This is a genomic window from Actinomyces johnsonii, assembly GCF_006546835.1.
Lineage (GTDB): Bacteria > Actinomycetota > Actinomycetes > Actinomycetales > Actinomycetaceae > Actinomyces > Actinomyces johnsonii.
Map to the genome: position 1 here is coordinate 303,137 of NZ_VICB01000013.1, position 24,199 is coordinate 327,335.

Here is a 24,199-nt window from a genome sequence, read left to right on the forward strand (position 1 = left end):
GGCTTCTCCGATCAGCCCCAGCCGTCGTGTCACTGCTGGCGGGTCTGGCCACCTACACCGCCTTTCCGCCGATGAACCTGTGGTGGTCGGCCCTCATCGGGGTCGGGGCACTCATGCTTCTCATCCGCGGTCGCGGGTTCTGGGCCGGGGCCGGGCTGGGGCTGCTCTACGGTTTCGGTCTGTTCACGCCCCTGCTGCACTTCACGATGGTGGGCATGGGCAACCCGATCGGTTGGATCGCGCTGACGGTCTTCGAATCGCTCTATCTGGCCGGTTTCGGCGGGGCCTGGGCCGTGGTAAGCCGCCTCCCACGGCTCAAGGGATCATCCGGTGGGCTGCGCGTGCTGCGCCGGGTACCCACCGACGCCGCGAACGTGCTTGCCTTTGCTCTGCTGTGGTCAGGGGTCGAGGAGCTGCGCTCCGTCTGGCCGTTGGGCGGTTTCCCCTTCGGTCGCCTGGCCTTCGCCATGGCCGACGCACCGGTCTTACCGGCTGCGGCCTACCTCGGCAGCGCCGGGGTGGGACTGCTGGTCGCGCTGGCCGCAGCATGCGCGGCCCACGCGGCTCAGGCCGTCTACAAGCGCCGCGTCATCCCCGTCATCGTCTCCACGGCGCTCGCCGCGACCCTGCTCATCGCGCCCCACGCGCTGCCGCTGGACACTCGCGCAGAGAACGGCACTGTTCGCATCGGTGCCGTCCAGGGCAATGTGGCCACCGACTTCGAGGACGCCTTCAACCGGGCTCTGGAGGTCACCGGTAACCACGCCACAGCTACCAAGGAACTGGCCTCCGACGTCGGTCCCGGCAGCCTCGACCTGGTCGTCTGGCCGGAGAACTCCGCGGATCTGGACCCGCGTGACTACCCGGCCTCGGCGACGATCATCGACGAGGCCGCCCAGGCCGTGCAGGCGCCGGTGCTCGTAGGCGCTGTGCCCTTCGTCGGCGACATCCGCTATAACGACATCCTCGTGTGGAACCCCGGAGACGGCGCAGGGAAGTCGGATCATCCCTACTACCGCAAGCACCGACCAGTGCCCTTCGCCGAGTACATTCCCGCCCGTTCCCTCGTGCGTCGCCTGACCACCCAGGTGGATCGCGTCGGTGTCGACATGCGGCCCGGTACCGGCTCCAGCACGCTGACAGTCCCTACGGCCGCCCAAGGCCGTGCCATCACCTTCGCCATGGGGGTCTGCTTCGAGGTCGCCTACGATGACATCCTGCGCACCGGCATCAAGCAGGGCGGGCAAGCGATCATCATTCCGACGAACAACGCCTCCTTCCTCGACTCCGGCGAGGCCGCCCAGCAGCTCGCCCAGGGGCGGGTCCAGGCCGTGGTCCACGGGCGCAGCGTCATCCAGGCCTCCACTGTCGGCTACACGGCGATCATCAACCCCCGTGGCAAAGTCGAGCAGGTCACTCGGCCATATACGCGAGCGAGCCTCGTGGCCGACGTCGCGCTGCGCAGCTCCCAGACCATCGCCGACCGGCTCGGCCCCTGGCCCGGCATCATCATCCTCACCGGCGCGGTCGTACTGATCGCGGCCGGTATCCTGAATCTTGTGCGCCTTCGGCGGAAGGCGGCCGCTCCGGCTCGACGTCGTCGCGGCTGATCTCGGATACCCTCGGGGTGTCTCAGGTAGCCTCGGCACCACGCCCCCAAACCTTGGAGAGAGAAGTGAAGGCACTCGTCGTCATCCCGACCTACAACGAGATTGAGTCCCTGCCCGTGGCACTGGACCGGGTTCGTGAGCACGCACCCGAGGCAGATATTCTCGTCGTCGACGACGGCTCCCCCGACGGCACCGGCGACTACGCCGACACGCGCGCGAACGAGGACTCCCACATCCACGTCCTGCACCGCTCGGAGAAGAACGGACTGGGCCCGGCCTACCTCGCCGGCTTCTCCTGGGCACTGGCGGCGGGCTACGAGCTCATCGTCGAGATGGACGCCGACGGCTCCCACCGGGCCGAGGACCTGGCCCTACTCATTCAGCGCGCTGAGATGGCTGATGAGCCCGATCTCGTCATCGGCTCGCGCTGGGTCTCCGGCGGAGCCACCGAGGGCTGGGACGCCAAGCGGGTCGCGCTGTCGAGGGCGGGGAACCTCTATATCAATGCCATGCTGGGGCTGCGCGTCAAGGACGCGACCGCCGGTTTCCGGGTCTTCCGCGCCTCTATTCTGCGCCGCATGGACCTGAGCAAAGTCGAGGCCCTCGGGTACGGCTTCCAGGTCAACATAACCAAGCTCGTCGACGAAGTCGGAGGCCGTATCGTGGAAATGCCCATCACCTTCCTCGAGCGGGAGGCGGGGCAGTCCAAGCTGTCCGGGGGGATCTTCACCGAGGAACTGTCCCTGGTGACCCGCTGGGGCGTCGCCAAGCGCTCCGGCCAGCTGCTCGACGCCGCCAAGGTCGCCGGAAGCAGGCTGCGTGCGGCCCGCGACAATCACCGCCGGGCCGCTGGCGGCTACCAGCGACGCCCGTCGGCCGCGTCGCGCCAGAAGCGCTCTTAAGAGGACAAGGAGTCTTATCCGTCGACTCGCTCGCGGTAGACCTCGCCGCTTCGCAGCGCCTCGAGTCGCTCATTGAGGAGGACCTCGAGTTCCTCGACCTTACGGCGCTCCAGGAGCATGTCCCAGTGGGTGCGTGGGGTCTTCTTGGGCTCGTCGGGCTCGGGATCATCCTCGCCGCGCCGAGCGGCGGGCTGCCCGCACTCGGGGCACTCCCAGGTGGGGGGTACCTCGGCCTCGGTCGACATCGGGATCTTGGTGACGTGCGCCATCGGGCACTCGTAGCCGACGATGATCCGCTCAGCGAACTCGACGCCATCCTCCGACTCCATCGACTTCGCTCCGATGGTCATGCCCCGCAGTGCGCGGTCTGCCATGTTCGTGGCCTCCTCGTGGCTCGTCTCTCGCCGGTGCCCTGCTCTCGGCGGCGCAGGCGGCTCGCCTTCAGGTCACCGGTGCGTCAACACCGGGGGAGGGCGTTTTGTTCCCACCCGTTTCGACGCGATCCGGGTGACGATGATACCGGTTGGTGGAGCATGCCACGCCGTCGGGCCGAATCAGCCGCGGAACAGAAATGAGCACTGTTGGGAACCGACGTGCACGGCGTGTGCCTAGCCTCGGAACACTGCATACTTGGCCCTATGGCTCAGCGTATCGGCATCCTCACGGCGGGCGGCGACGCCCCGGGACTCAACGCAGCGATCCGAGGCTTCGGGAAGGCGGCGATTCAGCAGCACGGGTGGGAACTCATCGGCTTCCGAGACGGCATGCGGGGTCTGGCCGAAAACCGCTTCACCGAGCTCGATGCCGCCGCACTGTCCGGAATCCTCACCACCGGCGGAACCATGCTGGGAACCAGCCGGGATAAGGTGCATCGCATGATGGTGGGCGGAGAGCCCCGTGACATGGTGCCATCGATCGTGGAGAACTGCGAGAAGAACGGGATCGACGCGCTCGTGTGCCTCGGTGGGGGCGGTACCGCGAAGAACGCCAAGCGCCTCATGGACGCGGGACTCAACGTCATCCACCTGCCCAAGACCATCGACAACGACATCGTCCACACCGACTCCTCCTTCGGCTTCGCCACGGCTCTGGAGATCGCCACGGAGGCCGTGGACAGGTTGCACTCGACGGCGCACTCCCACCACCGCATCATCCTCACCGAGATCATGGGGCACCGGGCCGGGTGGCTGGCCCTGGGCGCCGGCATCGCAGGCGGGGCGGATGTCATCCTGCTGCCCGAGATTCCGTACTCGGTGGACGCGATCGCGGACAAGATCGAGCGCCGCCGCTCCCACGGATCGTCCTTCTCGGTGGTGGCTGTGGCCGAGGGGGCGCTGTCGGTGACGGATCACGCAGAGCTGAAGCACGCCCGGGCCCTGGTCAAGGACGCCTCCAGCCCCGAGCGCAAGGCGATGGCCAAGCGAGGCGTTGAACGACTGGAGGCCTCCCACCGCGCCAATACCTTCACCCTGGCCGAGCAGCTGGAGGGTTTAACCGGCCTGGAGGCGCGTGTCTCCATCCTGGGGTACGTGCAGCGTGGCGGCTCGCCCTGCGGGGCCGACCGCATGCTGGGCACGCGCCTGGGAGTAGCCGGCGCCAACGCGATCGCCGAGGGCCGTTACGGCGTTATGGTCGCCGACCGCGGCAATGGGACAGAGCTGGTGCCGCTCAAGGACGTGGCCGGACGCACCAAGTTCGTTCCAGCCGACCACGAGTGGATCCAGGCCGCCCGCGCCGTGGGGACGGCATTGGGGGACTGAGTCCTCGGCCTGAGCGGCGTGCGGCTCTGTAAACTCCCGCGCCTCAGCGGGGGAGGAGCGGCCCCTGGATCCAGGCGATCTCTCCCGGTTCCACACCGGCCGGGGCATCACCGGAGACGATGACGTCGGCACGCTCCCAAGGGCGGTCCTTGGTGAAGAAGGTGCGCTCGCCCGCCATCCACCAGTGCCAGAAGCGCACCGACTCCTCGGCGTCGCCATTGACACCCTCTTCAATATCGCGGCTGATGCCGCGGCGCTCGGCCACATCGTCTCCGGTCTGGACCCAGACGTGAGCGTCAATGAGGCTACCGACCGCTCGTAGGCCGGCTCCGGTTCCTTCGACGACGACCAGGGGAGAGCCGGTCGGGATGCGGATGGAGCCCTCGCGGCCGTGTTCCCGCCACTTGTCCGGGACGAGGTCGAGGCAGCCAGCCTCACGCAACTGAGTCAGGGTGTCGACGAGCAGCTGGTCCCAGTCGTAGAGCGGCTCGTTCCAGATGAGGTCGTCAAGGTGGAAAGCTTGCGCGCCGGGGACAGCCGCCGTTAGTGCCGCGGTGAGCGTTGTCTTGCCGGATCCGCCTCGCCCGTCGATGGCGATGATCGCCGGCCGTCCCTCCGGGACTCCGACGAGACTCAGCAGGTGCGCCACGAAGTCGTCGGAGCCGCTGACCCGCCACTGAGTGACTGCGGGCTCCTCGGGCTGGAGCTGGATGGACTCAGTGCCATTCACCTGCCGGAAACGATTGTCGTCGGTGAGGTTTTGATAATTATTCATGCGATGTTTCTCCTTGGATACCAATCAAGTGCTACCATACCATCATGGCTCACTTTTTTGTTCTTGATATTATATACACGCAGGGTGCTGAAGCCGTCGATCCCTACCTGGAGGCCCATCGTCAGTACCTTACCCACCATTACAAAAATGGTAGATTCCTAGCCAGTGGGCGCAAGGATCCCAGAACAGGCGGTATCATTATTGCTGTCGGTGCGCGCAACGAGATTTCAGAAGTTGTGGCTAAAGACCCGTTCGTAGTGAACGATGTTGCAAAGTATTCAATTACCGAATTTATTCCGACAATGACGTCACCTCATCTCGAGAATTATCGCGAAAGCCTGTAAATAGTAAACATAAGCTCCAATCAATGTAAAGAACGGCTCATGATGGTCAGATCAAGGAGCTGTCCGAACTTCTCACCTGCCTGCGGGACAGTGCCGACAATGTTGAAACCATAGCGTTCGTGCAGATGTACCGAGGCAATGTTGCCGGCCTCGATGAGAGCGATCATGGTGCGGTCCCCGGCCGCCCTGGAGGCCTCGATCAGTGCGGCCAGAAGCCTGGAGCCAAGACCACGACCTTGAACGGCTGGGGACAGGTAGATCGAGTCCTCGACCGTGCGGGCATAGCCCTCGTAGGAGTGCCATACACCGGCGACGGCGAAGCCGACGATCTCTTGAGGTTTACCGTCCACGTGGGCGACGAGTGCCGTTCCGCGCTGGACCATGGGGGCCAGCCAGGCCTCGGCCTGGACAGGGTCCTGCTCGATGCTCGTCCAGATCGCCAGGGACTCCTGTACGGCTGCATTGCGGAGACAACGGATACCGGGGGAGTCCTCCATGGTTGCTGGACGGATCCGGTAGACCCCTGCCATCGCCATGAGCCGCCTTTCTCAACGTATTGGGCCAGGTATCGGCCCGTCAGAGTCGTCCGGTCCGTCACCATCTGGTCGGCGTTCCGGTGGACACGATACGACTGCCGTCGTGGCCGGCTCCGGGGCTGAGGTCGATGATCCTCCAGTCAGCGTGCGCCATGATGGCCTGATTGTTCCAGGTGGCGCCAGATCACGCCTGGGCGGCAGCACAGAGCAGCGCGGAAGCGCCACTACCTATTGCCGATAATGTACATTATGTCATTCTTGCTGAAGTGAGAGGCTCCCCTCCGGCAACCTCGTCCGTCGCAACCTCTAGAAAGCCCCCGCTGACGCGCACCACGACACTGCGCGCTCTCATCCGTCACGTCATGCGAACCGCAAACACCGTGTAGCGTTCGCAGAGCGCGCCAGCAGGCTCGCCTACCGAATATTTTCATCAGGGAGCCTCATGTTCCTTGCACTACGCGAGATCCGCCACGAACCCGCTCGCTTCGCCCTCATCATCTCCGTCATCACCCTGGTGGCGTACCTCACTTTTTTTCTGGGCTCATTGGCCATCGGGCTGGCACACCTCTACCGCGCCGGAATCGACGGCTGGAACAGTGCCAGCATCGTCATCACCGATGCCTCCAACGAGAACCTCTCCGCCTCACGTCTGAGTGACGAACAGGTCAGCACCGCCAAGGCGTTGGCCAAGGAGAACGGCACAACCGCATCAACCCTTATGAGCATGGCCGCCGTGGCCCAGGCTCCGGACGTCAAGGACGAGGATGGCGAGGCACTGAGAGATGACGTTTTCGCCCTCGGCATCGACCTGGATGGAGAGCTCAGCCCTGCTGTGGCCAGCGGCCGAGCGATTTCCAACCCCGGTAAGGAGATTCTCGTTGACGACTCCCTTGAGGCCAAGGGAGTCAGACTTGGCGACACAATCCGGCTCTTGGGCTCCAACCACGACTGGACAATCGTCGGCTTCACCCAGGACACGACCCTTCAATCGGTTCCCATGGTGACCCTGGATCGTCAAGCACTGAGTCAGCACGGACCCGCCAGCCTGTCCCCCGCAGTCTCGGCGGTCGCGTTCAAGGCGGACCTCACCACAGACGGCCAGGCCATGAAGACCGCGCAGGATGCGGGTCTGACGATCCTCACCAGCGAGGAGCTCATTGAGACACTACCCGGATACTCGGCACAGGTCCTCACCTTCAGCCTCATGATCGGTTCGCTGATCATCATCGCCTCGACCGTGCTGGGCATCTTCATCTATGTGCTGACTCTGCAGAAGCGATCGGTTCTAGGGATCCTCAAGGCACGTGGTATACCCACGGGCTACCTCATCCGTTCCGGCTGCGCGCAGACACTCGTGCTGGCAGTCACCGGTGTCGGTACTGGGCTGCTCCTGACGTTAGGGACCTCCTTGGTTCTGCCCAGCGCCGTGCCGTTCAGAATCTCCATTCCCCTCGATCTGCTCATCGCCGCCGCCTTCATACTCATCTCTGTCATCGGCGGTTTCATTTCCGTGCGGATTATTTCCAAAATAGACCCAGCGGAGGCCATTTCATGACGACGTCCACGGCACCAACCACAGTCATGTCCCTGAACTCGGTGAGCCGGGATTACCGCCAAGGCGATGAAACCGTTCACGCGCTGCGCAGCACGAACCTTCAGCTCCGCGCCGGTGAGCTGGTGGGTATTCTGGGGCCATCCGGCTCGGGGAAGTCAACGCTCCTGACTGTCATGGGCGGTTTGCGCACCCCTTCCAGCGGTACTGTCACCATCTCGGGCGAGCCATTCTCCGCCCTGCCGGAGAAGCGCAGGGCCAGGCTCCGGTTTCGGCGCATCGGTTTCGTTCTCCAGGCCTCGGGCCTGGTTCCCTTCCTGAGGCTCAACGACCAGTTCGGTCTGCACAACCGGGTGGGCCGCACGAAAGATAACACCGATAGACGCGATCATCTCCTGGACTCACTCGGTATCTCGAAGCGAGCTCACGCCTACCCCTCCGAGCTCTCCGGGGGCGAGCGGCAGCGCGCTGCCATCGCGGTGGCGCTCTATCACGAACCGGACATCATCCTTGCGGACGAGCCGACCGCCTCTCTGGACACCAGGCATGCTCAGGATGTGGCCCACCTGCTTGCTGATCAGACCCACGAGCTGGGCAAGGCCACCGTCATGGTCACCCACGACGAGCGGCTTCTCCCCATGTGCGACCGGGTTCTGGTCATGCACGACGGCGTCCTGACCGAGAAGAGCGGCAGAGCCGACTCGCACTGAGCTCGCGCTGGTTCGTCTCTTCCCGGGGAACTACAGTCGTGAGGCGTGTCCACGATTCCGAACTCTGACCACTTCCCCACGGCCGTCTTCCTCGGTGACTCCGTCACGACCGGCTGGCGAGCACTGAGCCATCCCCGCAACCGCTGGACGTCGCTGGTGTGCGAGCACCAGCGGTGGCGGGAAGTGAATCTGGCGGCGGACGGTCTCGGCTTCTTCGCGCGCCGCGGAGGTCATCTTCCCGGAGGCCAACGCTCGCCGTCGTGCCGAGACAGAACCTGGTTGGAGGCGGTTCTACGCTGTGAGCCCGACGTCGTGACGATCAGCCTGGGCCTAAATGACGCCGCTTTCCTCCCCTCACAGCGTGAGCTGGTCGAACAGGCGATCGACCATGACCTCACCTTCATCTCCGCCCGGCTGCGGAGTGCAACGATCGTCATCGCCCCCTATTTTCCCTCTCTGGAGATCGGCCCCAGGTTCCAGGCCATCCACCGGCTCGTCCACGAGAGGGCCACTTCTGTGGGCCTGACCTCCACCGATGCGCTGACGACGGCGATCAACGGCGACGAGGATCGACTGGCCATCGACGGCATCCATCCCGACGACGCCGGGCACGCCCAGATGGCCCGCGCCATGATCTCCTTCTACGCCGGGATCCTGCCGAGCACGTAACCTTCCATTCACGTTTGCGCAGGTCAGTTGGGGAATGACTCCCTCGAGGCATATGCTTGAGAGCAGATCGCACAACCGTGAACGACCAAGGAGCTCGAGGACCCACTAGTGGAGTCACACCGCGAACCCACACTGGCTGATGTTGCCCAGGCTGCAGGCGTCTCGCTAACCACAGTCTCCCGCGTGCTGAACAACCGCGGCTACCTCTCCCAGGAGACACGGGAGCGGGTAGCCGAGGCGATCGCACAGCTGAACTATCGCCCCAATCAGATCGCCCGGGCGCTGCACGGCAAGTCCACGCAGTCGATCGGGCTGATCGTTCCTACTGTCGCCCTACCCTTCTTCGGCGAGCTCACCGAGCACGTCGAGGATTTCTTGGCCGACCGTGGCTATAGGACGTTCGTCTGCAACTCCATGGGCAAGGCGGACCGAGAGCTCGAGTACCTCGACCTGCTGGTCTCGCACCGGGTTGACGGCATCATCTCCAGCGCTCACAACGACGGCCTGGCCGACTACAGCTCGATTCATCTGCCTGTGGTCAGTGTGGATCGGGAGCTCTCCCCCACCGTGCCCAATGTCCGCTGCGACAACGAGGCCGGCGGCCGTATCGCCGCCGAGTACCTGCTCAAGAGAGGGGCGCGTCGTCCAGCGCTGTTGACTTCTCGCACCGGTATTCACAACCTGCGGGAGAAGGGATACCGCCAGGTACTCCAGCAGGCCGGTATCGAACCGGTGGTCCTTACCGTCGATTTCAACACCCCCAACGCCGAACGCCCTGCCCTTATCCGCGAACGGCTCGAAATCGTCGCCGATGACGTTGACGCAGTCTTCGCCACCGATGATCTCGCTGCCGCTCAAGTGGTGGAGTGGGCTGCCGAGCGTGGCCTGAGGATTCCTGACGACTTCAAGGTCGTCGGTTTCGACGGCACGATCGCCATGCAGCACGCCCTGCCGTCGCTGACAACTATCCAGCAACCCATCGCGAAGCTGGCCCGAGCCGCCGTCGACCTGCTCTTGAACCGAATCGAGTCCATCCCCTCGGGCGATGACCACTCTAGCGTGTCCCGAAAGCACCTTCGGGCCCCCTCCCCCATGGAAGTCAAGCTGCTCATCGGTCGCACCGCCTAGTGAATGGCTAGTGACACACCGGTGAGGCCCCGACCTTGTCGGTCGGGGCCTCACCGAGTTCCTGTCACGGTGAAGTCTCAGCGGATCAGACCTTGGCCTCCGCGGTGTCGGCCTGGGCACCTTCCTCGTCGTCGCCAGACTCCTCGGTCTTGCGCACGACGTCGAAGAGGGCGTCACCCCGGTGGATCGTTCCCGCAGCGTGCTTTTCGATGCCCTCGTACCCCTGGGCGTTGGATACGACGATCGGAGTGACGGTCTGGTAACCGGCGGCTCCGACAGCAGCCCAGTCGACGTCCACCAGAGGCATGCCGCGCAGGACCTTGTCGCCGACCTTGACCTTAGGACTGAAGTGCTTGCCGTCGAGCTGGACGGTCTCCATTCCGACGTGGATGAGCAGCTCGACGCCGCTGGCCGCGCGCAGTCCATAGGCGTGCCCGGTCGGGAAGGCCACAAGGACCTCGCCGTCGACCGGGGAGACAACCGGCCCCCCGGCGGGTGCGATGGCCATGCCCGGGCCGAGCATGCCGGAGGCGAAGCTCTGATCCTCCACCTCGGACAGCGGCATTGCGCGCCCCTGGATCGGGGCGGTGACGGTGAAGTCCTCGGCGGCCTCGGCGGGCAGCTCGACGGCCTCGGCGTGCTCGGCCATGGCCTCGGCCTCCAGGGCCGCCTCGTCGGCGTCGATATCGTCCCCGGCCAGCGAGGCCTTGCCGCGAGTGGTGCCGTAGGCAAAGGCAGCGGCGAAAGCGGCGATGAAGACGATCACCTCGAGAATGAGGTACTTGAGGATGTCGTCGGGGACGATCGAGACGAAGCCGACGAATCCGGCGGCGCCCAGAGCCTGGTTGTGGATGTCGAGCAGAGCAACAGCAGCGCCCCCGACGGAGGCCACGCCCATCCCGATGAAGAAGGGCCAGCGCAGACGCAGGTTGACACCGAAGATCGCGGGCTCGGTAATGCCGACGATCGCAGAGACACCACCGGCACCGGCCAGCCCCTTCATCTTGGAGTCCTTGGTCAGGAAGAAGACCGCCAGGGTCACGGCGCCCTGGGCGATGTTGGCCATGGAGGCGATCGGGAAGATGAAGGATCCGGGACCGCCGCTGCTCATCTGCGCGATAAGAGGCAGCTCCACCGCCGGGAAGGACTGGTGCAGGCCAGTGACGACGATCGGCGAGTAGACCAGGCCGAAGAGGAAACCGCCCACGGGGCCTGCGGTCGTGTACAGCCAGCTCAGGCCGTTAGTGATTCCATCGGAGAGCTCACGCGCCAGAGGGCCGACGACGACGAAGGTGAGGAAGCCGGTCACCAGCAGCGTGATGAGCGGGGTCAGCAGGAAGTCAGCAGTCCCGGACAGGCGCTTGTGGAGCCATTTCTCGATGTACGCCAGCAGCCATGAGACGCACAGGACGGGAATGACCATGGCCTGGTAGCCGATCTTGTCCACGGTCAGGCCGAAAAGGTGCCACACCTCAATGGTGCCGGCCTGCCGAGCCGTCTCGATCTCGTAGGCGCTGGTCAGCTGGGTGGAGACCATGGCAGCCCCCATGGCCGCGCCCAGGTAGACGTTGCCACCGAAGCGCTTGACCGCGGAGAAGCCGACAAGCACGGGCAGGAAGGCGAAAGCCGCCGAGGAGACGAGGTTGATGACGTCGTCGTAGTCGGCGAGCCACGAGAACCTGTCGACCAACCCGTAGGCGCCAGTGGGGTTGTCCGAGGCGACGAAGGCGGGCGAAGTGAAGAAGTCTGCTGTGAGGACGTTGTGGATCGCCATCATGAGACCACCTGCCACCAGGGCCGGGAGCAGAGGCACGAAGATGTCGGCGATCGCCTTGATGAAACGGGAGAGTGGGTTACCGCTCTTGGCGGCCTGCTCCTTGGCCTCGTCCTTGGAGACCTCCTTGACCCCTCCGGTGTGGATCATCTCGGAGAAGACGAGGTCGACGTCTCCCGGTCCGACGATGATTTGGAACATGCCGCCCGCGATGAAGGTGCCCTTGAGGTCCGGGTCCTTATCGAGAGCTTTCTGGTCGACCTTGTCCATGTCGTTGAGGACAAGACGTAGACGCGTCGCGCAGTGCGCTGCTGCGTTGATGTTGTCGGCGCCGCCGACGTACGTCAGGACGTCCTTCGCCACGCGGGCGTGATCCATTGCCACCCGGGGTTCCTTTCTCGTGATGGGACCGCAACAGCTGGGAGGGCTGGGAAACCCGCTGGTCGGGAACGTCGCTGACTCCCGGCGGCCACACCTATGTCAATCGTTGGTCACAGTACAGTGAGTCACAGCACTCTGCAACCGGAGAGGTAGCCCCGGTCTATTCCCCGAATCCGAGCTGCTGAACCGTCGTTTCTCCGCGTCATGGTGCGAGCCTCAGAGGGCTTCGGGGACCGGTGTGAAAGTCCTGACGCGGCCGGATTTCAGCGTGAGGACTCCCCCCGCCAGAAGTCGCGCTCCCGAGCTGTCGGGATCGACGAAGCTGCGCATCGTGAAGGCCAGGGCCCCGTCGCCGACGAAGACCTCGGTCAGTGAACGGTCATGAACGATCTCCAGTACCGAAGCACCCCCTTCGGGAAGCGTCACCGTACGCACGGCGCCGTGCTGGTTGTATCGGGAGGTCGAGCGATCCACCCGGAGCGCTCCCCCGTCCAGGATGATATCCACGTAAGACCGATCGGTCCCGATCCGCACTCCCCACGCTCCTGAGGTTCGGTCCGGCTCCGCCTCCAGACGCAGCTGCCAGCTGCGGTGCCCATGCAGCTCAGCCGGCTCGTACTGACCGGAGTCAAGAGGCGTCCCCACCAGAGCCGGTTGTCCGGCGTCGTGAGGCAGGTCGGTGGCGGGACGTTGAATGAGTCGGCCGTTCTTCAGGCTCAATGCCCGGGGCAGACTCAGGGCGTGAACCCACTGGCCGGACTGGATCGAGGGCTGGTCATCCTCGGAAGCGTTGCCGGCCCAGGCGGTCAGCAGCACCGGCCCGGGCTCGGAGGGCCTGCGCGCGAAGACCTGGGGAGCGTAGAACTCGAAGCCGCGGTCGACCTCGTGAAAGGTGCCGTCGGTGTCTCGAAGCTCGGTCCCCTTAAGGTGCCCCACCGTGTAAACGCAGGGGAAGATGTTCTCGAATCCTTCCCGCTGCGGGGTGATGCCCTGGGGGCACCAGATGAGAACGTCCCACTCCTCGCCGGTGTCCTCGTCCGTCACCCGCACCAGACCAGGGCACTCCCACATGTAGCCGAAGGAGCTGAAGGCACCGCCCGCGCCGGGGAAGGTAAGCTCGCCCTCGAATTCCCAGGAGACCAGGTCCCGGGAGCGGTACAGGACCGCAGCACCGGTCTCGTTGACCCGCTGGACGCCGATGAGCATCCGGTACTCCCCCGGCCGATCGGGGTCCCGGAAAACCTGCGGGTCGCGGTAGTGGGCGGTGTAACCCTCGGCGTTGGCGGGGATGAGGGGGTTGCCGGGCCACTTGGTGAAATTTCTCAGATCACTGCTGGTGACCAGGCACTGGCTGGCGGTGCGCTCGTCGGTGACCGGATCCTTGAGGTTGCCGGTGTAGAAGAGCTGATAGGGGGCCTGGACGGGGGCTCCTTCGAGCTCGCGGCCCTCCAGGACGATCGCGTTGCCGGAGTAGGCGCCGGACAGGTCGTAAGAGGAGTCGGGGACGATGGTGGGCCCGTGGTGGTTCCAGTGCAGCAGATCTGTCGAGGAGGAATGGCCCCAGTAGACCAGCTTGCGGTGGGGATGGAACGGGCTGAACTGGAAGAAGGCGTGATAGGTGGCTCCATCGACCAGGAGGCCGTTGGGATCGTTGAGCCGTCCCACGGGTGGAACGACGTGGAAGCGCGGATAATCGGGGTCGTCGGCCGCGGCGGAAGTAGCAATAGCGTCCAGGGCCAGGCCCTTGAGGTCCTCAGTCACGCTCGGATGTTAGCAGGACCACTCCCCCGTGCCGGGTGTGCGCCCAGTGGGCGACCGATGGAAGGCCGGCGGGCGGTCAGTTTTGAGGTCAGTGGAAGTACGGGATGATGAGCCACAGCCCGAACAGGGCGATCATGGCGGCGATGGCGATGAAGACGGCCGCCAGGACCTGGGCCAGGCGTATGCCCTCGACCTGGCCGACCTCGTGCTTAGCGTGCACCGTGGCCATCATGCGGGCGGCCAGCGAGCAGATAACGAGGATGAAGGCGGTGCCCAACACTGTGACTACGGTCACCGACCCTAACGAGCCCCAGTCGATCGTCATACCAGTCATGCCATGGATCCTGTCCTCATCGGCTGCGCGCTCTCCTGGTCTGTTGTGCCATTGACGATCTCGGAGCGCACCTCCTCAAGCGTGCGCGGTTGGCGCCCCATCTCCGGATCCCGCTTGCCGACGACAACCTCGGAGGCGTCATTGACATTGGAGAAGTCCACTCGGTGGTGGCCTGCCTGGCGAATGATCGCGAGAGCCCCAAGAATGAGCAGGCAGATGACGGCGATGGTGCCCGGCACCCCTCCCTTGACTGCGACGTAGGAGGTGGCAGCACCCACCAAACCCGAGCACGGGAGCGTCACCAACCAGGCGATTGCCATCTTTCCGGCGGTCCCCCAGGACACTTTGGTACCCCGGCCGATTCCCGAGCCCAGGATGGAGCCGGTGCAGATGTGGGTGGTGGACAAGGCGAAGCCCAGATGGGACGAGGCCAGGATCGCTACCGTTGAGGCGGTCTCGGAGGCGAAGCCCTGCGGGGCCTCGACGTGCACCAGTCCTCGTCCCATGGTCCGCATGATGCGCCATCCGCCGGAGTAGGTTCCCAGACCAATAGCAAGTCCCGCCGCAGCGATGACCCACCAATGCGGTCCGGTGCCGGCCTGCTGGTAGCCGCCGGCCACAAGTGCAAGGGTGATGACCCCCATGGTCTTCTGTCCGTCGGACGTGCCGTGGGACAGGGCCACCAGTGAGGCGGTCACTCGCTGGCTGCTGCGGAAGAGCCTCTGCGAATACGGGTTGGTCGGATGAGCGATGCGATAGGCGAGCGCCGTCGCCAGCGCCGAGGCCAGCCCGGCCACGACCGGTGCGATAACGGCCGGCAGGATGATCTTGGAGATCACTGTTCCCCAGTGGACGCCCTGGACACCGGCAGCCACAACCACCGCTCCGATGAGCCCCCCAAACAGCGCATGCGACGACGATGAGGGCAGCCCGAAGAGCCAGGTCGCCAGGTTCCACAAGATGGCGCCGGCCAAACCCGCGAAGATCATAGCCGGCGCCGCCTGGACCACAGCGTCATCGAACATTCCGTGAGAGATCGTCTTGGAGACCTCTGTCGACAGACAGGCGCCAATCACGTTGAGCACCGCGGCGACCAGAACCGCTCGCCTCGGTGTGAAAGCGCCGGTCGCCACCGACGTCGCCATGGCATTGGACGAGTCGTGGAAACCATTGGTGAAGTCGAAGACAAGAGCAGTGACGACGACAACGATCACGAGGAAGAGAATGGTGCTCATACCGTTCCCGATGGGAGATTGAGTGACCCTTCCCGCCGCCCTTCCGGGCGGGCGCGGGGCCCGGGGCGCTTGAGCGCAACCCACCAGTATTGTTACCCGCCGACCGCCCCGCTGCCTAACCGATCGCGCGAAGGCTCGGCATCAACACCTGACGTCTCCTGCATACGCGATACTCAGGAGCCAGCGACACGGTCTTTCGTCCCAACCTGGGAACAACGACCCTGAGCCGATTGTCACGTCCCACAAAGGACTCACGACGCGCTGGGATTGCCCGAAAAGAGGGGCCTGTCACGATAGGGTCGCCACATGGCAGCGGATACCACTAACAGCCTGGACAGCATCCACAGCGGAACCCTCCCCGGAACGAGCTCCGACACGGAGTCGATGACGGACATCGATCTGGGGATCGACCTGGGAACGACCCGCACCGTCGTTGTACGTGCTGATCGGGGAAACTATCCGGTTCTCAGCTTCGCCGACGATAACGGTGACGAGCACGACTTCATGCCTTCGTTGACCGCGCTGCGCGATGGTGAGCTCGTCCACGGTTTCGCTGCCAGGCAGGCCGCCCATCAGGGCGCCCCTTTGCTGCGTAGCCTCAAACGCGTTCTGGCATCCCCCACGCTGACTGCCTCCACCCCGGTGACATTGGGCGAGCAGACCTTCTCCGCCTTGGAGGTTCTCACCAGCTACTTGCGCCACCTGCGAACAGAGCTGTCGAAGCAGGATGTGGACATTAACCGGGCCCGCGCAGTCGTTGCGGTACCCGCCCACGCCTATGGGGCCCAGCGCCTGCTGACCCTGGAGGCCTTCCAAGGGGCTGGCTTCTGCGTCGCTGCCATGCTCAACGAGCCCAGCGCCGCAGGTTTCGAGTACACGCATCGCAAGGCGACAACCGTCTCCGCCAAGCGCACCCGGGTCCTGGTCTACGACCTGGGAGGGGGCACGTTCGATACCTCCCTGGTCGACGTCATCGGCACCTCGCACGAGGTTCTGGCCTCTCACGGGCTGGGCGACCTGGGCGGTGACGACATCGACCTGCTCATGGCCACGATGGTGCTGAACAAAGCCGGGATCGCGGAGCAGGATCTGTCCCACACCGAGCTTGACGACCTGCTGGATCAGTGCCGGGACGCTAAGGAGCACCTGACCCCTCAGAGCCGCCGGGTGCTCGTCGTCCTGCGGGGCCAGGACATCGTCCTGCCCGTGGCGGATCTGTATCAAGCCAGCACTCCACTCATCGAGCGCTCGCTGGCCACGATGGCTCCGCTGGTCGGCAGACTCGACGACGGCAGCCCTGACCTGACAGACATCGCCGGCGTCTATCTGGTGGGCGGCGCGTCCGGTTTTCCGCTGGTCCCCCGACTCGTGCGCGAGCGCTTCGGGCGTCGAGTCCATCGCTCCCCCTACCCGGGAGCCTCCACGGCCATCGGTCTGGCAATCGCTGCCGACCGCAGCAGCGATTACGACCTCACCGATCGTCTCTCGCGCGGTTTCGGGGTCTTCCGTGAGGCCGACGCCGGTCACCGACTCACCTTCGATGCGATTCTCAACCCGGAGTCCGTCCAAGCCTCCCCCGACGGCCGTGAGGGAACGGTCCTGACCCGCGAGTACGATGCGGCCCACAACATCGGCTGGTACCGATTCGTTGAATGCGCCGACGTCGATGAGGCCGGCGAGCCCCGAGGTGAGATCGCCCCCTACCAGGACATCGTCTTCCCCTTCGACGCATCGTTGCGGGACATGGACGATCAGGAGCTGCGCACCTACTCCGTGGAACGGCGCGACCAGGGTCCTCGGATCCAGGAGCACTACCGCATCGATGAGGCCGGTCTGGTGCGAGTTACCATCACCGACCTCACCGACGGGTACAGCCGTCGCTACGTCCTGGGACGGCGCACCGAGTAGGTCGAGTAGGTCTTCGCGGACCCGAGTCGATCAGTGCGCACGACGGCACACGCGATCAGGGGCGCACAGCATCGGAGACCCGGGTCAGAGTCCGGATCTCCTCATCACTGAGCTCAAGGGTCAGGGCGTCCACAATCGGAGCCAGTTGCCTCAGGCTGCGCGCCGAGGCCAGCGGGGCGGTGACGCCGGGCCGGTCGCGCAGCCAGGCCAGCGCCACTGCGGCGGGCTCCACCCGGTGGGCTTCAGCGATCTGGACGACGGCGTCGACGACGTCGTAGCACTCCGGCCGCTGGTAGTCGGCGACCATGTCAGCGCGATCTCCGTGGACCGCTTCGCCCCGACGGTACTTTCCCGTGAGGAAGCCCGCGGCCAGAGCGAAATAGGGCATCATCCCCATGCCGAGCTCGGCAGCAGTCTGTCCCCTGCCGCCCGGGCCTTCGACATCGTCGCGATGGAGGAGGTTGTAATGGGGCTGCAAGACGATGGGCCTGGCGCAGCCCTGGGAATCGGCGATAGCGAACCACTGCCGGATGCGCTCGGGCGCGTAGTTAGACAGTCCCACATATCTGATCTTGCCGGCTCGTCGGGCCTCTTCGAAGGCGGAGACAGTCTCCTCAAGCGGGGTGGACTCGTCATCGAAATGGGCATAGTAGATGTCGATGGCCTCGGTGCGCAGACGCGACAGTGACTCCTCCAGCGCCAGGCGGACGTTACCGGCGCTCAGTCCGGGCCGGTCGGGTTTGGTGGACACCTTCGTGGCCAGGACAATGCGATCACGCACGGGGCGTGAGGATAGCCAGTTCCCGATGACGGCCTCCGACTCCCCTCCGGAGTTGCCCGGCGCCCAGTATGAGTATCCGTCGGCGGTGTCGACGAGGTTTCCGCCTGCATCCAGGTAGGCGTCGAGAACGTCGAAGGAGACGGCTTCGTCCGCCGTCCAGCCGAAGACATTGCCTCCCAGCCCGATGGGATTGATCTGGAGGTCAGCGAGCGCGCGTGTCGATGTTCCAGTCATGTTCTCTCCTGATCTCTCAACGGCGCCTTGATGACATTTTGTCCTGTCATAGCAAGGCCAACAGGGTCAGGATACGTCCGAGGCCGGAACCCTACCCGCGGTTCCAGCCTCGGCGAACAACGCGCTCAGGAACGTTTCCCCTTGAGGATCAGATGGCCTGCTGCCGTTTTGCCGCCCGGCGCTTGGCCAGCTCGTCCTCGACGAGTGGCGTCCCAAGCGCCTGAGCATGGTCGACGGGCAGGTCCGCCAGTGCGCCCTCGACCTCGTGCCATACCCTACCCACCGCGATGCCGAACACACCCTGGCCGCCGGCAACGAGGTCGACGACCTCATCGGCGGAGGTGCACTCATAGACCGAGGCTCCGTCGCTCATCAGGGTGATGGAGGCCAGATCCTCCACGCCGCGCGAATGCAGAGCGCTGACAGCCGTGCGGATCTGCTGCAGGGACACCCCGGTATCCAGAAGCCGCTTGACGACCTTGAGAACAAGAATGTCACGGAAGGAGTAGAGGCGCTGGGAACCCGATCCCCTGGCGCTGCGGATCGACGGCTCGACCAGGCCTGTACGAGCCCAGTAGTCGAGCTGACGGTAGGTGATGCCGGCTGCACGGCAGGCGACTGGACCCCGGTAGCCCGAATCGGCGTCGAGCTGCGGGAGCGGATCTCCGAACAGCATGCCCTGAGTACGCTGAGGCCTCGCTACCGCACTGGCTTCATTCATGCTCACGAGCTGCTCCTGTCACCGGAATGAGACGCGCCTGCAAGTGACGCGGCGGCTCGCTTCGTGCGGCCACGACTCCACGATAGGGCCAGTTGGGGCGATGCTCAACGAAGGGCACGCCCTATCTCGATGTGCCGTCAGGCATGAATCTTCAGGTGAGGATGAGCATCTTGCTCGGAACACAGAGCATTCGCCCGAAATGGAGCCGTTCCACCAGTAGCACACCGACAATCAGAAGTGCCGCAGATCACACCTCAAGTCACACGAGTCACATCAGTCCCGCGTGTCGTCGGCGAGGTCATTGGTCCGCAACAGCATTCGCCGCCATTGCTCGAACTGCTCGGCTCCGTAATCATCGCTGAGATCAACGGCCCTGAGCCGCGTCAGAGATCTGCTGGCGTGTACCGGGAACCGGTGGTAGCCACTCAGAAGAAGCCCCTCACCCGGGGTGCAGGGAACTGCCATGACCTTGTCCGCGCATGCGGGCGCCTCGACGACCAGCCTGGCGACAAGGCGCGCGTCGTCGTCGACGTCGAGCTCGGTGCGCCCGATACGCCCGCCCAAAGCTTCAACGATGTCATCGAGGAGCCTGGGCCAAGATGGCGAGCGATACGAACCGTGAGCCTGCAGAACCAGTCCTTCATGGGCAGTCACCGGAATCGCCAGCATCGCCGGCCCACCATCCTCCACGAGGACAGCGACCAGGCCGTCATCAGGATTGGTGGACCTGACGCCCACCAACTGCATCAATGGCACGCCCCAACCCTAAGGGGAGCTACTCGGTCCTGTCCCGGGAACGCGCACGCTACAAGTGCTGACTTTCGTCGACTCGCGGCGCCGTTAGAGCGCCTTCACCAGGCGCTCGCGCGAGCATGTCGTCAGCCCAGTGAGTCGACAGCGCGGCGCAGCAGAATCGTGTGCAGATCCGCGACGAGCTCAGCCAATTCGCGAGCCGTCTCCTCACCGGCGCTACGGGACCGAGACCGGCGCGGGGCCACTGCCTGGTCGATCGTATCCGCCTCGCGCTCGGCCGACGCCCGTACCGCACGCAGGTTGCGCAGAGGCACGCCCTTGCGGGTGATCTCCAGGGCCAGGCGCACGGTTCTCAGGTTCTGCTGACTGTAACGCCCCCGGACATCGGGGCTGACAAGACCAACGGAAACGAGCTCCTCGATCTGAGACTCGCTGGCACCGGAGTGGGCCAGGAGTGCTTCCAGGTCCATGGGCCCATCGTCAACGATCTTGCCGTCACGAGCGACCACGCGGGCAATGGGCTGGGGGGCGGGAGCATCGGCATCGGTATCCAGACGCGCCAGACGGTCCCGAATGACGTGCAATGGAAGGTACTCGTCCCGCTGCACCGCCAAGGCGTAGCGCAAGCGCTCCAGATCCGCCTGGGAATAGCGCCTGTACCCGTTACCGACGCGGTGGGGGCTGATGAGCCCCTCCCCCTCGAGGTAGCGAACCTTGGAGATCGACAGGGCTGGAAACTCCACCTTGAGGAGATCCACCACCTGCCCGATCTTCATCACCGGCTCGCGGGAGATACCGCGGGGCCAAGTCCCGCCGTCCGGGAGCTCGGAAGCGTCGGGCGAGGAGGAGGGTCGCTTCTCGTTTCGTGCGGTTGCGGAGCTCACCGAGACGCGGCTCCGCCTTGGGGGCCGGGGTGGTAGGTCATCCGGTACTTACCGATCTGGACCTCATCACCGGAACGGAGAGCCACCTGCTCCACACGCGTACGGTTGACGTAAGTGCCGTTGAGAGAGCCCGAGTCTCGAACCCCGTAGCCACCGTCAGGCAGGGACGAGAAGACCGCGTGCTTCCTGGAGACGGTGACGTCGTCCAGGAAAATGTCGGCACGTGGGTGGCGCCCCACGGTTGTCTCCTCGGCATCCAGAAGGAACCGCGCCCCTGTGGTCGGCCCGTGATGGACGAGAAGAAGCGCCGTTCCCGACGGTAGAGCAGCGATCGCGGCGGCGTCCTGCTGACTCAGCCCCACCATCGGAGAGGAGACCGAGTCAGCGACATCGGCAACCCCGAAGGTCTGGGTGGAGGAGGGATCCTGCTCGATCGGACTGCTCGACATCATTCCTGCCCCTCAGTTCGTTGCGGCGCCCGGTGCGCCGCCTCAGGCACCACCATACCGTTCGTTGCACCGACGTCGAGTCAGCATCGCGACATGACTTGCTCCGAATAGTAAGAAGCCTACCCGCCGGCCGCCCCGGCCGACGCCGCGAGGTGATCGGGAGCACCGCATGAGGGTCTCAGAAGGGTAACGACGCCCCCTGATGTTGCTCAGGTTAGGACAAAGGTCCTATCGATGGGAGGGACCTTGTCGATCAGGCAGACGCTAAGCGGACATGACGGGCGGCGAGAGCGCGGCGCAGGTCGTCAAGGCTCTTGAGGAGGAGCCGACGCAGGGCGAGCGGCGCCTCGGGGTGGGAAGAGAGCCAGTCGTCAACCGCCTGAGCATCGCCCTCGTCCCCGCAGGCGGGGAACAGCCCTAGGACCAGCCGGGTGGCGATCTCCTGATCTCGATCGGCCCATATCCCTTGAAGCTCCTGGAGGTAGCGAGAGGTGAATGGGGCCGTCAACCGGCGGTGAGCGTCGACGGCGAAACCCGCGATCAGGGCGTCAACATGGTCGTTGCTCAAGGTTGTGTCACTCAGAAGACGGTTGAAGACCTCCGTCTTGAGCTCTTCTCGGGGCCGCGAGCTGGTGGCCTTCAGGTGGCGGGTCAGACCGCCGGCCGTCGGGTCCGCCTCCCGCTGTGCGTCAAGCTCATCGAAGCTGACGGCGTCCAACCTCGCCAGAGCGGTCAGTGCCCGCCACTTCAGATCAGCGTCGAGCTCCAGTCCGGGAAGGTCGCCGTTGAGCAGCCCTCGAATGCGGGCGACGACCTGCGATGCGACGTCCTCACCGAGTAGGCCCGCCTGTCCCGCGGCCTCCAGCCAGGCGCGAGCACGGATGAGCTGGGAATCTGAGCCCGGCGCAGCGGCACGCAGTCTGCTCCAGCCACCGCGCACGGAGAGAGGCTCAGAGTCTTCCGGGTCCCCTGTCGGGTCGTCTGCAAGGAGTCTGTCCAATAGCGCCCGACGTGTCCCGGGGCCGCTGTACCGGCTGGCTGCTCGCAGTGCCTGGCTCAGCAGCGTGGCCAGGGTGCCCGGTTCGGTGTCGTCGTCGGCGTGCGCCAGGACGGCCTCCACGAACAGCGGTGAGCCGATGAAGGCGTCCCGCAGAAGGTTGTGCAGCATCGACCAGGCCAGGGCCCGGGCCATGGGGTCGCGGACGGATCCGAGTGAGGCGGCCAGACAGGACAGGGAGTCATTGTCCGGTCGCACGACGGCATAGGTAAGGTCCTCGTCGTTGACCAGGATGACGTCGGGTGCGAGCAGCCCCACCGCCTCTGGGACCTCGACTTGCTCGGTCTCTATGGTCACCGGCAGACGGTGGGTGCGCACCAGCGCGCCGTCCTCGTCCAAGGAGTACAGACCGACGACGAGCGTGTGCGGACGCAGCACTGGCTCCCCGGTGATCGGGTCGGTGCCCTCCTGGCGAAGAGTCAGTGAGGCGATCCGCCCACCGTCAACGACCAACTCGTTGGTAAGGATGGAGGGACCCGCTGTGTGCAGCCAGGCCCGGGCCCAGTCCTGCATGTCGCGGCCTGATACCTGCGAAAGCACGTCAAGGAAGTCGTCCAAGGCGGCGTTGCCGTAGGCGCTGCGCTCGAAGAGACGCCCGGCTGCCTCCAGGAAGGCGTCCTGGCCCACATGGGCGACAAGCTGTTTGAGGACGGAGGCGCCCTTGGCGTACGTGATGCCGTCGAAGGCCTGACGGGCGGCCTCGACGTCGTCTACCTGCGCAACGATGGGGTGGGTGGTAGCTGGCCGGGAGTCCTCCAGGTACGCCCAGGCCTTACGGGTGGAGGCGAAGCTCACCCATGCCTCGGTGAAGCCGGCGGCCTCGCTCGCCGCCCAGGTCCCCTGGTGGTCGGCGAAGGACTCCTTGAGCCAGGTGTCCTCCCACCAGGTGGGAGTGACGAGGTCGCCGAACCACATGTGGCACATCTCGTGGAGGATCGTGTTTGCGCGCCCCGCCCTTTGGGAGCGGGTGACCGGCCCGCGGAAGAGGAAGAGGTCCTCGTTGAAGGTGACGCAGCCGGGATTCTCCATGGCACCGAGGTTGTACTCCGGGACGAGTACGCTGTCGTAGGAGTCCCAGGGATATCCATAGCTGTAGACCCGATCGTAGAAGTCCAGGCCCGCCCGCGTGACATCGAGGAGCTCGACGGCGTCGAGATGGTCGGCCAGGCTGGCCCGGCAGGACCACGACAACGGGACGGTGAGCCCTTCGCGGCCCGGGGAGCTCCACCGCCCGGTCACCCGGTGCCAGGGGCCGGCGGCCAGCACGGTGAGGTAGCTGGGCAGAGGCTTGGAGACGGCGAAGGACGTCACCTCGACGTCGCCACCGACCTCACCGCTGTCGGTGTCGGCCAAGTCAGCCGGCGCGTGCGCACTCGAGCCGCCTGTCACCGGACACGTGTTGGACATGACCGTCCAGCCGCGCGGATGGGTGACCTCCAGCGAGAAGCGAGTCTTGAGGTCTGGCTGCTCCATAACCGGCCATGCCCGACGCGCGTCGGAGGGCTCAAAGTGGGTGTAAAGGTAGGTCGCGCCATCAACCGGGTCGTGGAAGCGGTGCAGTCCCTGGCCCGAGTTGGAGTAGAAGCCGCGCGCCTCGACCTCCAGCACATGCTCGCCCGGCCCCAGGACGGGCAGGGCGAGGCGGGCTCCGTCCCAGGCCACCGCGGCCGGCTGTCCGTCGACGCTGAGCGAATCGACCGACTGCCCCACGAAGTCCACCCACAGTCCTTCGGCCTGACGTCTGATGTGCAGATGCATTCGGCAGCGGACCGTGAAGACGACCTCACTGGGATCGATGGCAGTAGTGACGTCGATTGCCACGTGGCTGGAGGCCACCTGGCACACCGAGGCCCGCCAAGAGGCTTCCTCGTGACGCAGGTTCGTGAGGCTGTCCGAGCGAGCCGGAGCGGTCGTCGTCATGTGCGGGAATCTTCGCAGAAG

The 24,199-nt window shown here is 65.1% G+C and carries 22 protein-coding genes; 9 read left to right on the forward strand and 13 right to left on the reverse strand.

Annotated elements, in window-relative coordinates:
- Positions 1 to 26: 26 nt before the first annotated feature.
- Positions 27 to 1,610 carry an apolipoprotein N-acyltransferase gene (gene lnt, locus FK256_RS09540; protein ID WP_141424645.1) on the forward strand — a complete coding sequence of 528 codons (1,584 nt, stop codon included), beginning with the start codon at positions 27 to 29 and terminating at the stop codon, positions 1,608 to 1,610.
- A gap of 65 nt (positions 1,611 to 1,675) precedes the next feature.
- On the forward strand, positions 1,676 to 2,512 hold the full coding sequence (locus FK256_RS09545) for a polyprenol monophosphomannose synthase (protein ID WP_141424595.1): 837 nt from the start codon (positions 1,676 to 1,678) through the stop codon (positions 2,510 to 2,512).
- 14 nt (positions 2,513 to 2,526) lie between these two features.
- Here the strand turns inward: FK256_RS09545 and FK256_RS09550 are convergent, their stop codons facing one another.
- Positions 2,527 to 2,886, reverse strand: a complete 360-nt coding sequence (locus FK256_RS09550; protein WP_021607433.1) for an RNA polymerase-binding protein RbpA — start codon at positions 2,884 to 2,886, stop codon at positions 2,527 to 2,529.
- Between the two features lie 264 nt (positions 2,887 to 3,150).
- Here FK256_RS09550 and FK256_RS09555 point away from each other — a divergent pair, with 264 nt between their 5' ends.
- Positions 3,151 to 4,272, forward strand: a complete 1,122-nt coding sequence (locus FK256_RS09555) for a 6-phosphofructokinase (protein WP_141424596.1) — start codon at positions 3,151 to 3,153, stop codon at positions 4,270 to 4,272.
- A 43-nt stretch (positions 4,273 to 4,315) separates the two neighbouring features.
- On the opposite strand, the gene FK256_RS09560 is transcribed toward FK256_RS09555, so the two are convergent.
- Entirely contained in the window at positions 4,316 to 5,047 is a 732-nt protein-coding gene (locus FK256_RS09560) for a hypothetical protein (RefSeq protein ID WP_141424597.1), read from the reverse strand.
- Positions 5,048 to 5,091: 44 nt separating this feature from the next.
- On the opposite strand from FK256_RS09560, the gene FK256_RS09565 reads away from it, so the two are divergent.
- Positions 5,092 to 5,391: a YciI family protein gene (locus tag FK256_RS09565; RefSeq protein ID WP_082463108.1), complete on the forward strand. Its 300-nt coding sequence runs from the start codon at positions 5,092 to 5,094 to the stop codon at positions 5,389 to 5,391.
- A gap of 20 nt (positions 5,392 to 5,411) precedes the next feature.
- Here the strand turns inward: FK256_RS09565 and FK256_RS09570 are convergent, their stop codons facing one another.
- Positions 5,412 to 5,927, reverse strand: coding sequence for a GNAT family N-acetyltransferase (locus FK256_RS09570; protein ID WP_141424598.1), 516 nt, complete (start codon positions 5,925 to 5,927; stop codon positions 5,412 to 5,414).
- A 442-nt stretch (positions 5,928 to 6,369) separates the two neighbouring features.
- Here FK256_RS09570 and FK256_RS09575 point away from each other — a divergent pair, with 442 nt between their 5' ends.
- The 4 genes from FK256_RS09575 to FK256_RS09590 all read left to right on the forward strand — a co-directional run bounded on the left by FK256_RS09575 (position 6,370) and on the right by FK256_RS09590 (position 9,986).
- Complete coding sequence (locus FK256_RS09575; protein ID WP_141424599.1) at positions 6,370 to 7,482, forward strand: ABC transporter permease family protein; 1,113 nt, start codon at positions 6,370 to 6,372, stop codon at positions 7,480 to 7,482.
- On the forward strand, positions 7,479 to 8,189 hold the full coding sequence (locus FK256_RS09580) for an ABC transporter ATP-binding protein (protein WP_021605169.1): 711 nt from the start codon (positions 7,479 to 7,481) through the stop codon (positions 8,187 to 8,189). Before FK256_RS09575 ends, FK256_RS09580 begins: the two co-directional genes overlap by 4 nt.
- A gap of 45 nt (positions 8,190 to 8,234) precedes the next feature.
- The gene (locus FK256_RS09585; RefSeq protein WP_039892744.1) at positions 8,235 to 8,858 is read left to right on the forward strand and encodes an SGNH/GDSL hydrolase family protein; all 624 of its coding nucleotides are present in this window, start codon (positions 8,235 to 8,237) and stop codon (positions 8,856 to 8,858) included.
- Positions 8,859 to 8,966: 108 nt separating this feature from the next.
- The gene (locus FK256_RS09590; RefSeq protein WP_141424600.1) at positions 8,967 to 9,986 is read left to right on the forward strand and encodes a LacI family DNA-binding transcriptional regulator; all 1,020 of its coding nucleotides are present in this window, start codon (positions 8,967 to 8,969) and stop codon (positions 9,984 to 9,986) included.
- A gap of 85 nt (positions 9,987 to 10,071) precedes the next feature.
- Here FK256_RS09590 and FK256_RS09595 read toward each other — a convergent pair whose 3' ends face one another.
- The 4 genes from FK256_RS09595 to FK256_RS09610 all read right to left on the reverse strand — a co-directional run bounded on the left by FK256_RS09595 (position 10,072) and on the right by FK256_RS09610 (position 15,471).
- A complete protein-coding gene (locus FK256_RS09595; protein ID WP_211343563.1) occupies positions 10,072 to 12,138 on the reverse strand; it encodes a PTS sucrose transporter subunit IIABC in 2,067 nt (688 codons plus the stop codon).
- 219 nt (positions 12,139 to 12,357) lie between these two features.
- On the reverse strand, positions 12,358 to 13,902 hold the full coding sequence (locus FK256_RS09600; RefSeq protein WP_141424602.1) for a glycoside hydrolase family 32 protein: 1,545 nt from the start codon (positions 13,900 to 13,902) through the stop codon (positions 12,358 to 12,360).
- Between the two features lie 88 nt (positions 13,903 to 13,990).
- Entirely contained in the window at positions 13,991 to 14,236 is a 246-nt protein-coding gene (locus FK256_RS09605) for a hypothetical protein (protein ID WP_141424603.1), read from the reverse strand.
- The gene (locus tag FK256_RS09610; RefSeq protein ID WP_009232941.1) at positions 14,233 to 15,471 is read right to left on the reverse strand and encodes an inorganic phosphate transporter; all 1,239 of its coding nucleotides are present in this window, start codon (positions 15,469 to 15,471) and stop codon (positions 14,233 to 14,235) included. The genes FK256_RS09605 and FK256_RS09610 overlap by 4 nt, the downstream gene beginning before the upstream one ends.
- Before the next feature lie 306 nt (positions 15,472 to 15,777).
- Here FK256_RS09610 and FK256_RS09615 point away from each other — a divergent pair, with 306 nt between their 5' ends.
- A complete protein-coding gene (locus FK256_RS09615) occupies positions 15,778 to 17,379 on the forward strand; it encodes an Hsp70 family protein (RefSeq protein ID WP_141424604.1) in 1,602 nt (533 codons plus the stop codon).
- A gap of 55 nt (positions 17,380 to 17,434) precedes the next feature.
- Here FK256_RS09615 and FK256_RS09620 read toward each other — a convergent pair whose 3' ends face one another.
- From FK256_RS09620 to pepN, 6 genes are all read right to left on the reverse strand, one after another.
- A complete protein-coding gene (locus tag FK256_RS09620) occupies positions 17,435 to 18,394 on the reverse strand; it encodes an aldo/keto reductase (protein WP_141424605.1) in 960 nt (319 codons plus the stop codon).
- Between the two features lie 148 nt (positions 18,395 to 18,542).
- Complete coding sequence (locus tag FK256_RS09625) at positions 18,543 to 19,070, reverse strand: MerR family transcriptional regulator (RefSeq protein WP_021605163.1); 528 nt, start codon at positions 19,068 to 19,070, stop codon at positions 18,543 to 18,545.
- Between the two features lie 318 nt (positions 19,071 to 19,388).
- Positions 19,389 to 19,862: a hypothetical protein gene (locus FK256_RS09630; RefSeq protein WP_141424646.1), complete on the reverse strand. Its 474-nt coding sequence runs from the start codon at positions 19,860 to 19,862 to the stop codon at positions 19,389 to 19,391.
- A 131-nt stretch (positions 19,863 to 19,993) separates the two neighbouring features.
- Entirely contained in the window at positions 19,994 to 20,752 is a 759-nt protein-coding gene (gene ftsR, locus FK256_RS09635; protein ID WP_211343556.1) for a transcriptional regulator FtsR, read from the reverse strand.
- The gene (locus FK256_RS09640) at positions 20,749 to 21,201 is read right to left on the reverse strand and encodes an FHA domain-containing protein (protein ID WP_009232935.1); all 453 of its coding nucleotides are present in this window, start codon (positions 21,199 to 21,201) and stop codon (positions 20,749 to 20,751) included. Before FK256_RS09640 ends, ftsR begins: the two co-directional genes overlap by 4 nt.
- A 253-nt stretch (positions 21,202 to 21,454) precedes the next feature.
- Positions 21,455 to 24,178, reverse strand: a complete 2,724-nt coding sequence (gene pepN, locus FK256_RS09645; RefSeq protein WP_141424606.1) for an aminopeptidase N — start codon at positions 24,176 to 24,178, stop codon at positions 21,455 to 21,457.
- Between the last annotated feature and the right edge of the window lie 21 nt (positions 24,179 to 24,199).

Excerpts from the sequence above, each read along its gene's own strand:
- FK256_RS09550 (WP_021607433.1), bottom strand. The coding sequence starts at position 2,886 with ATGGCAGACCGCGCACTGCGGGGCATGACCATCGGAGCGAAGTCGATG.
- FK256_RS09555 (WP_141424596.1), top strand. The coding sequence starts at position 3,151 with ATGGCTCAGCGTATCGGCATCCTCACGGCGGGCGGCGACGCCCCGGGA.
- FK256_RS09560 (WP_141424597.1), bottom strand. The coding sequence starts at position 5,047 with ATGAATAATTATCAAAACCTCACCGACGACAATCGTTTCCGGCAGGTG.
- FK256_RS09565 (WP_082463108.1), top strand. The coding sequence starts at position 5,092 with ATGGCTCACTTTTTTGTTCTTGATATTATATACACGCAGGGTGCTGAA.
- FK256_RS09570 (WP_141424598.1), bottom strand. The coding sequence starts at position 5,927 with ATGGCGATGGCAGGGGTCTACCGGATCCGTCCAGCAACCATGGAGGAC.
- FK256_RS09575 (WP_141424599.1), top strand. The coding sequence starts at position 6,370 with ATGTTCCTTGCACTACGCGAGATCCGCCACGAACCCGCTCGCTTCGCC.
- FK256_RS09580 (WP_021605169.1), top strand. The coding sequence starts at position 7,479 with ATGACGACGTCCACGGCACCAACCACAGTCATGTCCCTGAACTCGGTG.
- FK256_RS09595 (WP_211343563.1), bottom strand. The coding sequence starts at position 12,138 with ATGGATCACGCCCGCGTGGCGAAGGACGTCCTGACGTACGTCGGCGGC.
- FK256_RS09605 (WP_141424603.1), bottom strand. The coding sequence starts at position 14,236 with ATGACTGGTATGACGATCGACTGGGGCTCGTTAGGGTCGGTGACCGTA.
- FK256_RS09610 (WP_009232941.1), bottom strand. The coding sequence starts at position 15,471 with ATGAGCACCATTCTCTTCCTCGTGATCGTTGTCGTCGTCACTGCTCTT.
- FK256_RS09615 (WP_141424604.1), top strand. The coding sequence starts at position 15,778 with ATGGCAGCGGATACCACTAACAGCCTGGACAGCATCCACAGCGGAACC.
- FK256_RS09620 (WP_141424605.1), bottom strand. The coding sequence starts at position 18,394 with ATGACTGGAACATCGACACGCGCGCTCGCTGACCTCCAGATCAATCCC.
- FK256_RS09625 (WP_021605163.1), bottom strand. The coding sequence starts at position 19,070 with ATGCTGTTCGGAGATCCGCTCCCGCAGCTCGACGCCGATTCGGGCTAC.
- FK256_RS09630 (WP_141424646.1), bottom strand. The coding sequence starts at position 19,862 with ATGCAGTTGGTGGGCGTCAGGTCCACCAATCCTGATGACGGCCTGGTC.
- FK256_RS09640 (WP_009232935.1), bottom strand. The coding sequence starts at position 21,201 with ATGTCGAGCAGTCCGATCGAGCAGGATCCCTCCTCCACCCAGACCTTC.
- pepN (WP_141424606.1), bottom strand. The coding sequence starts at position 24,178 with ATGACGACGACCGCTCCGGCTCGCTCGGACAGCCTCACGAACCTGCGT.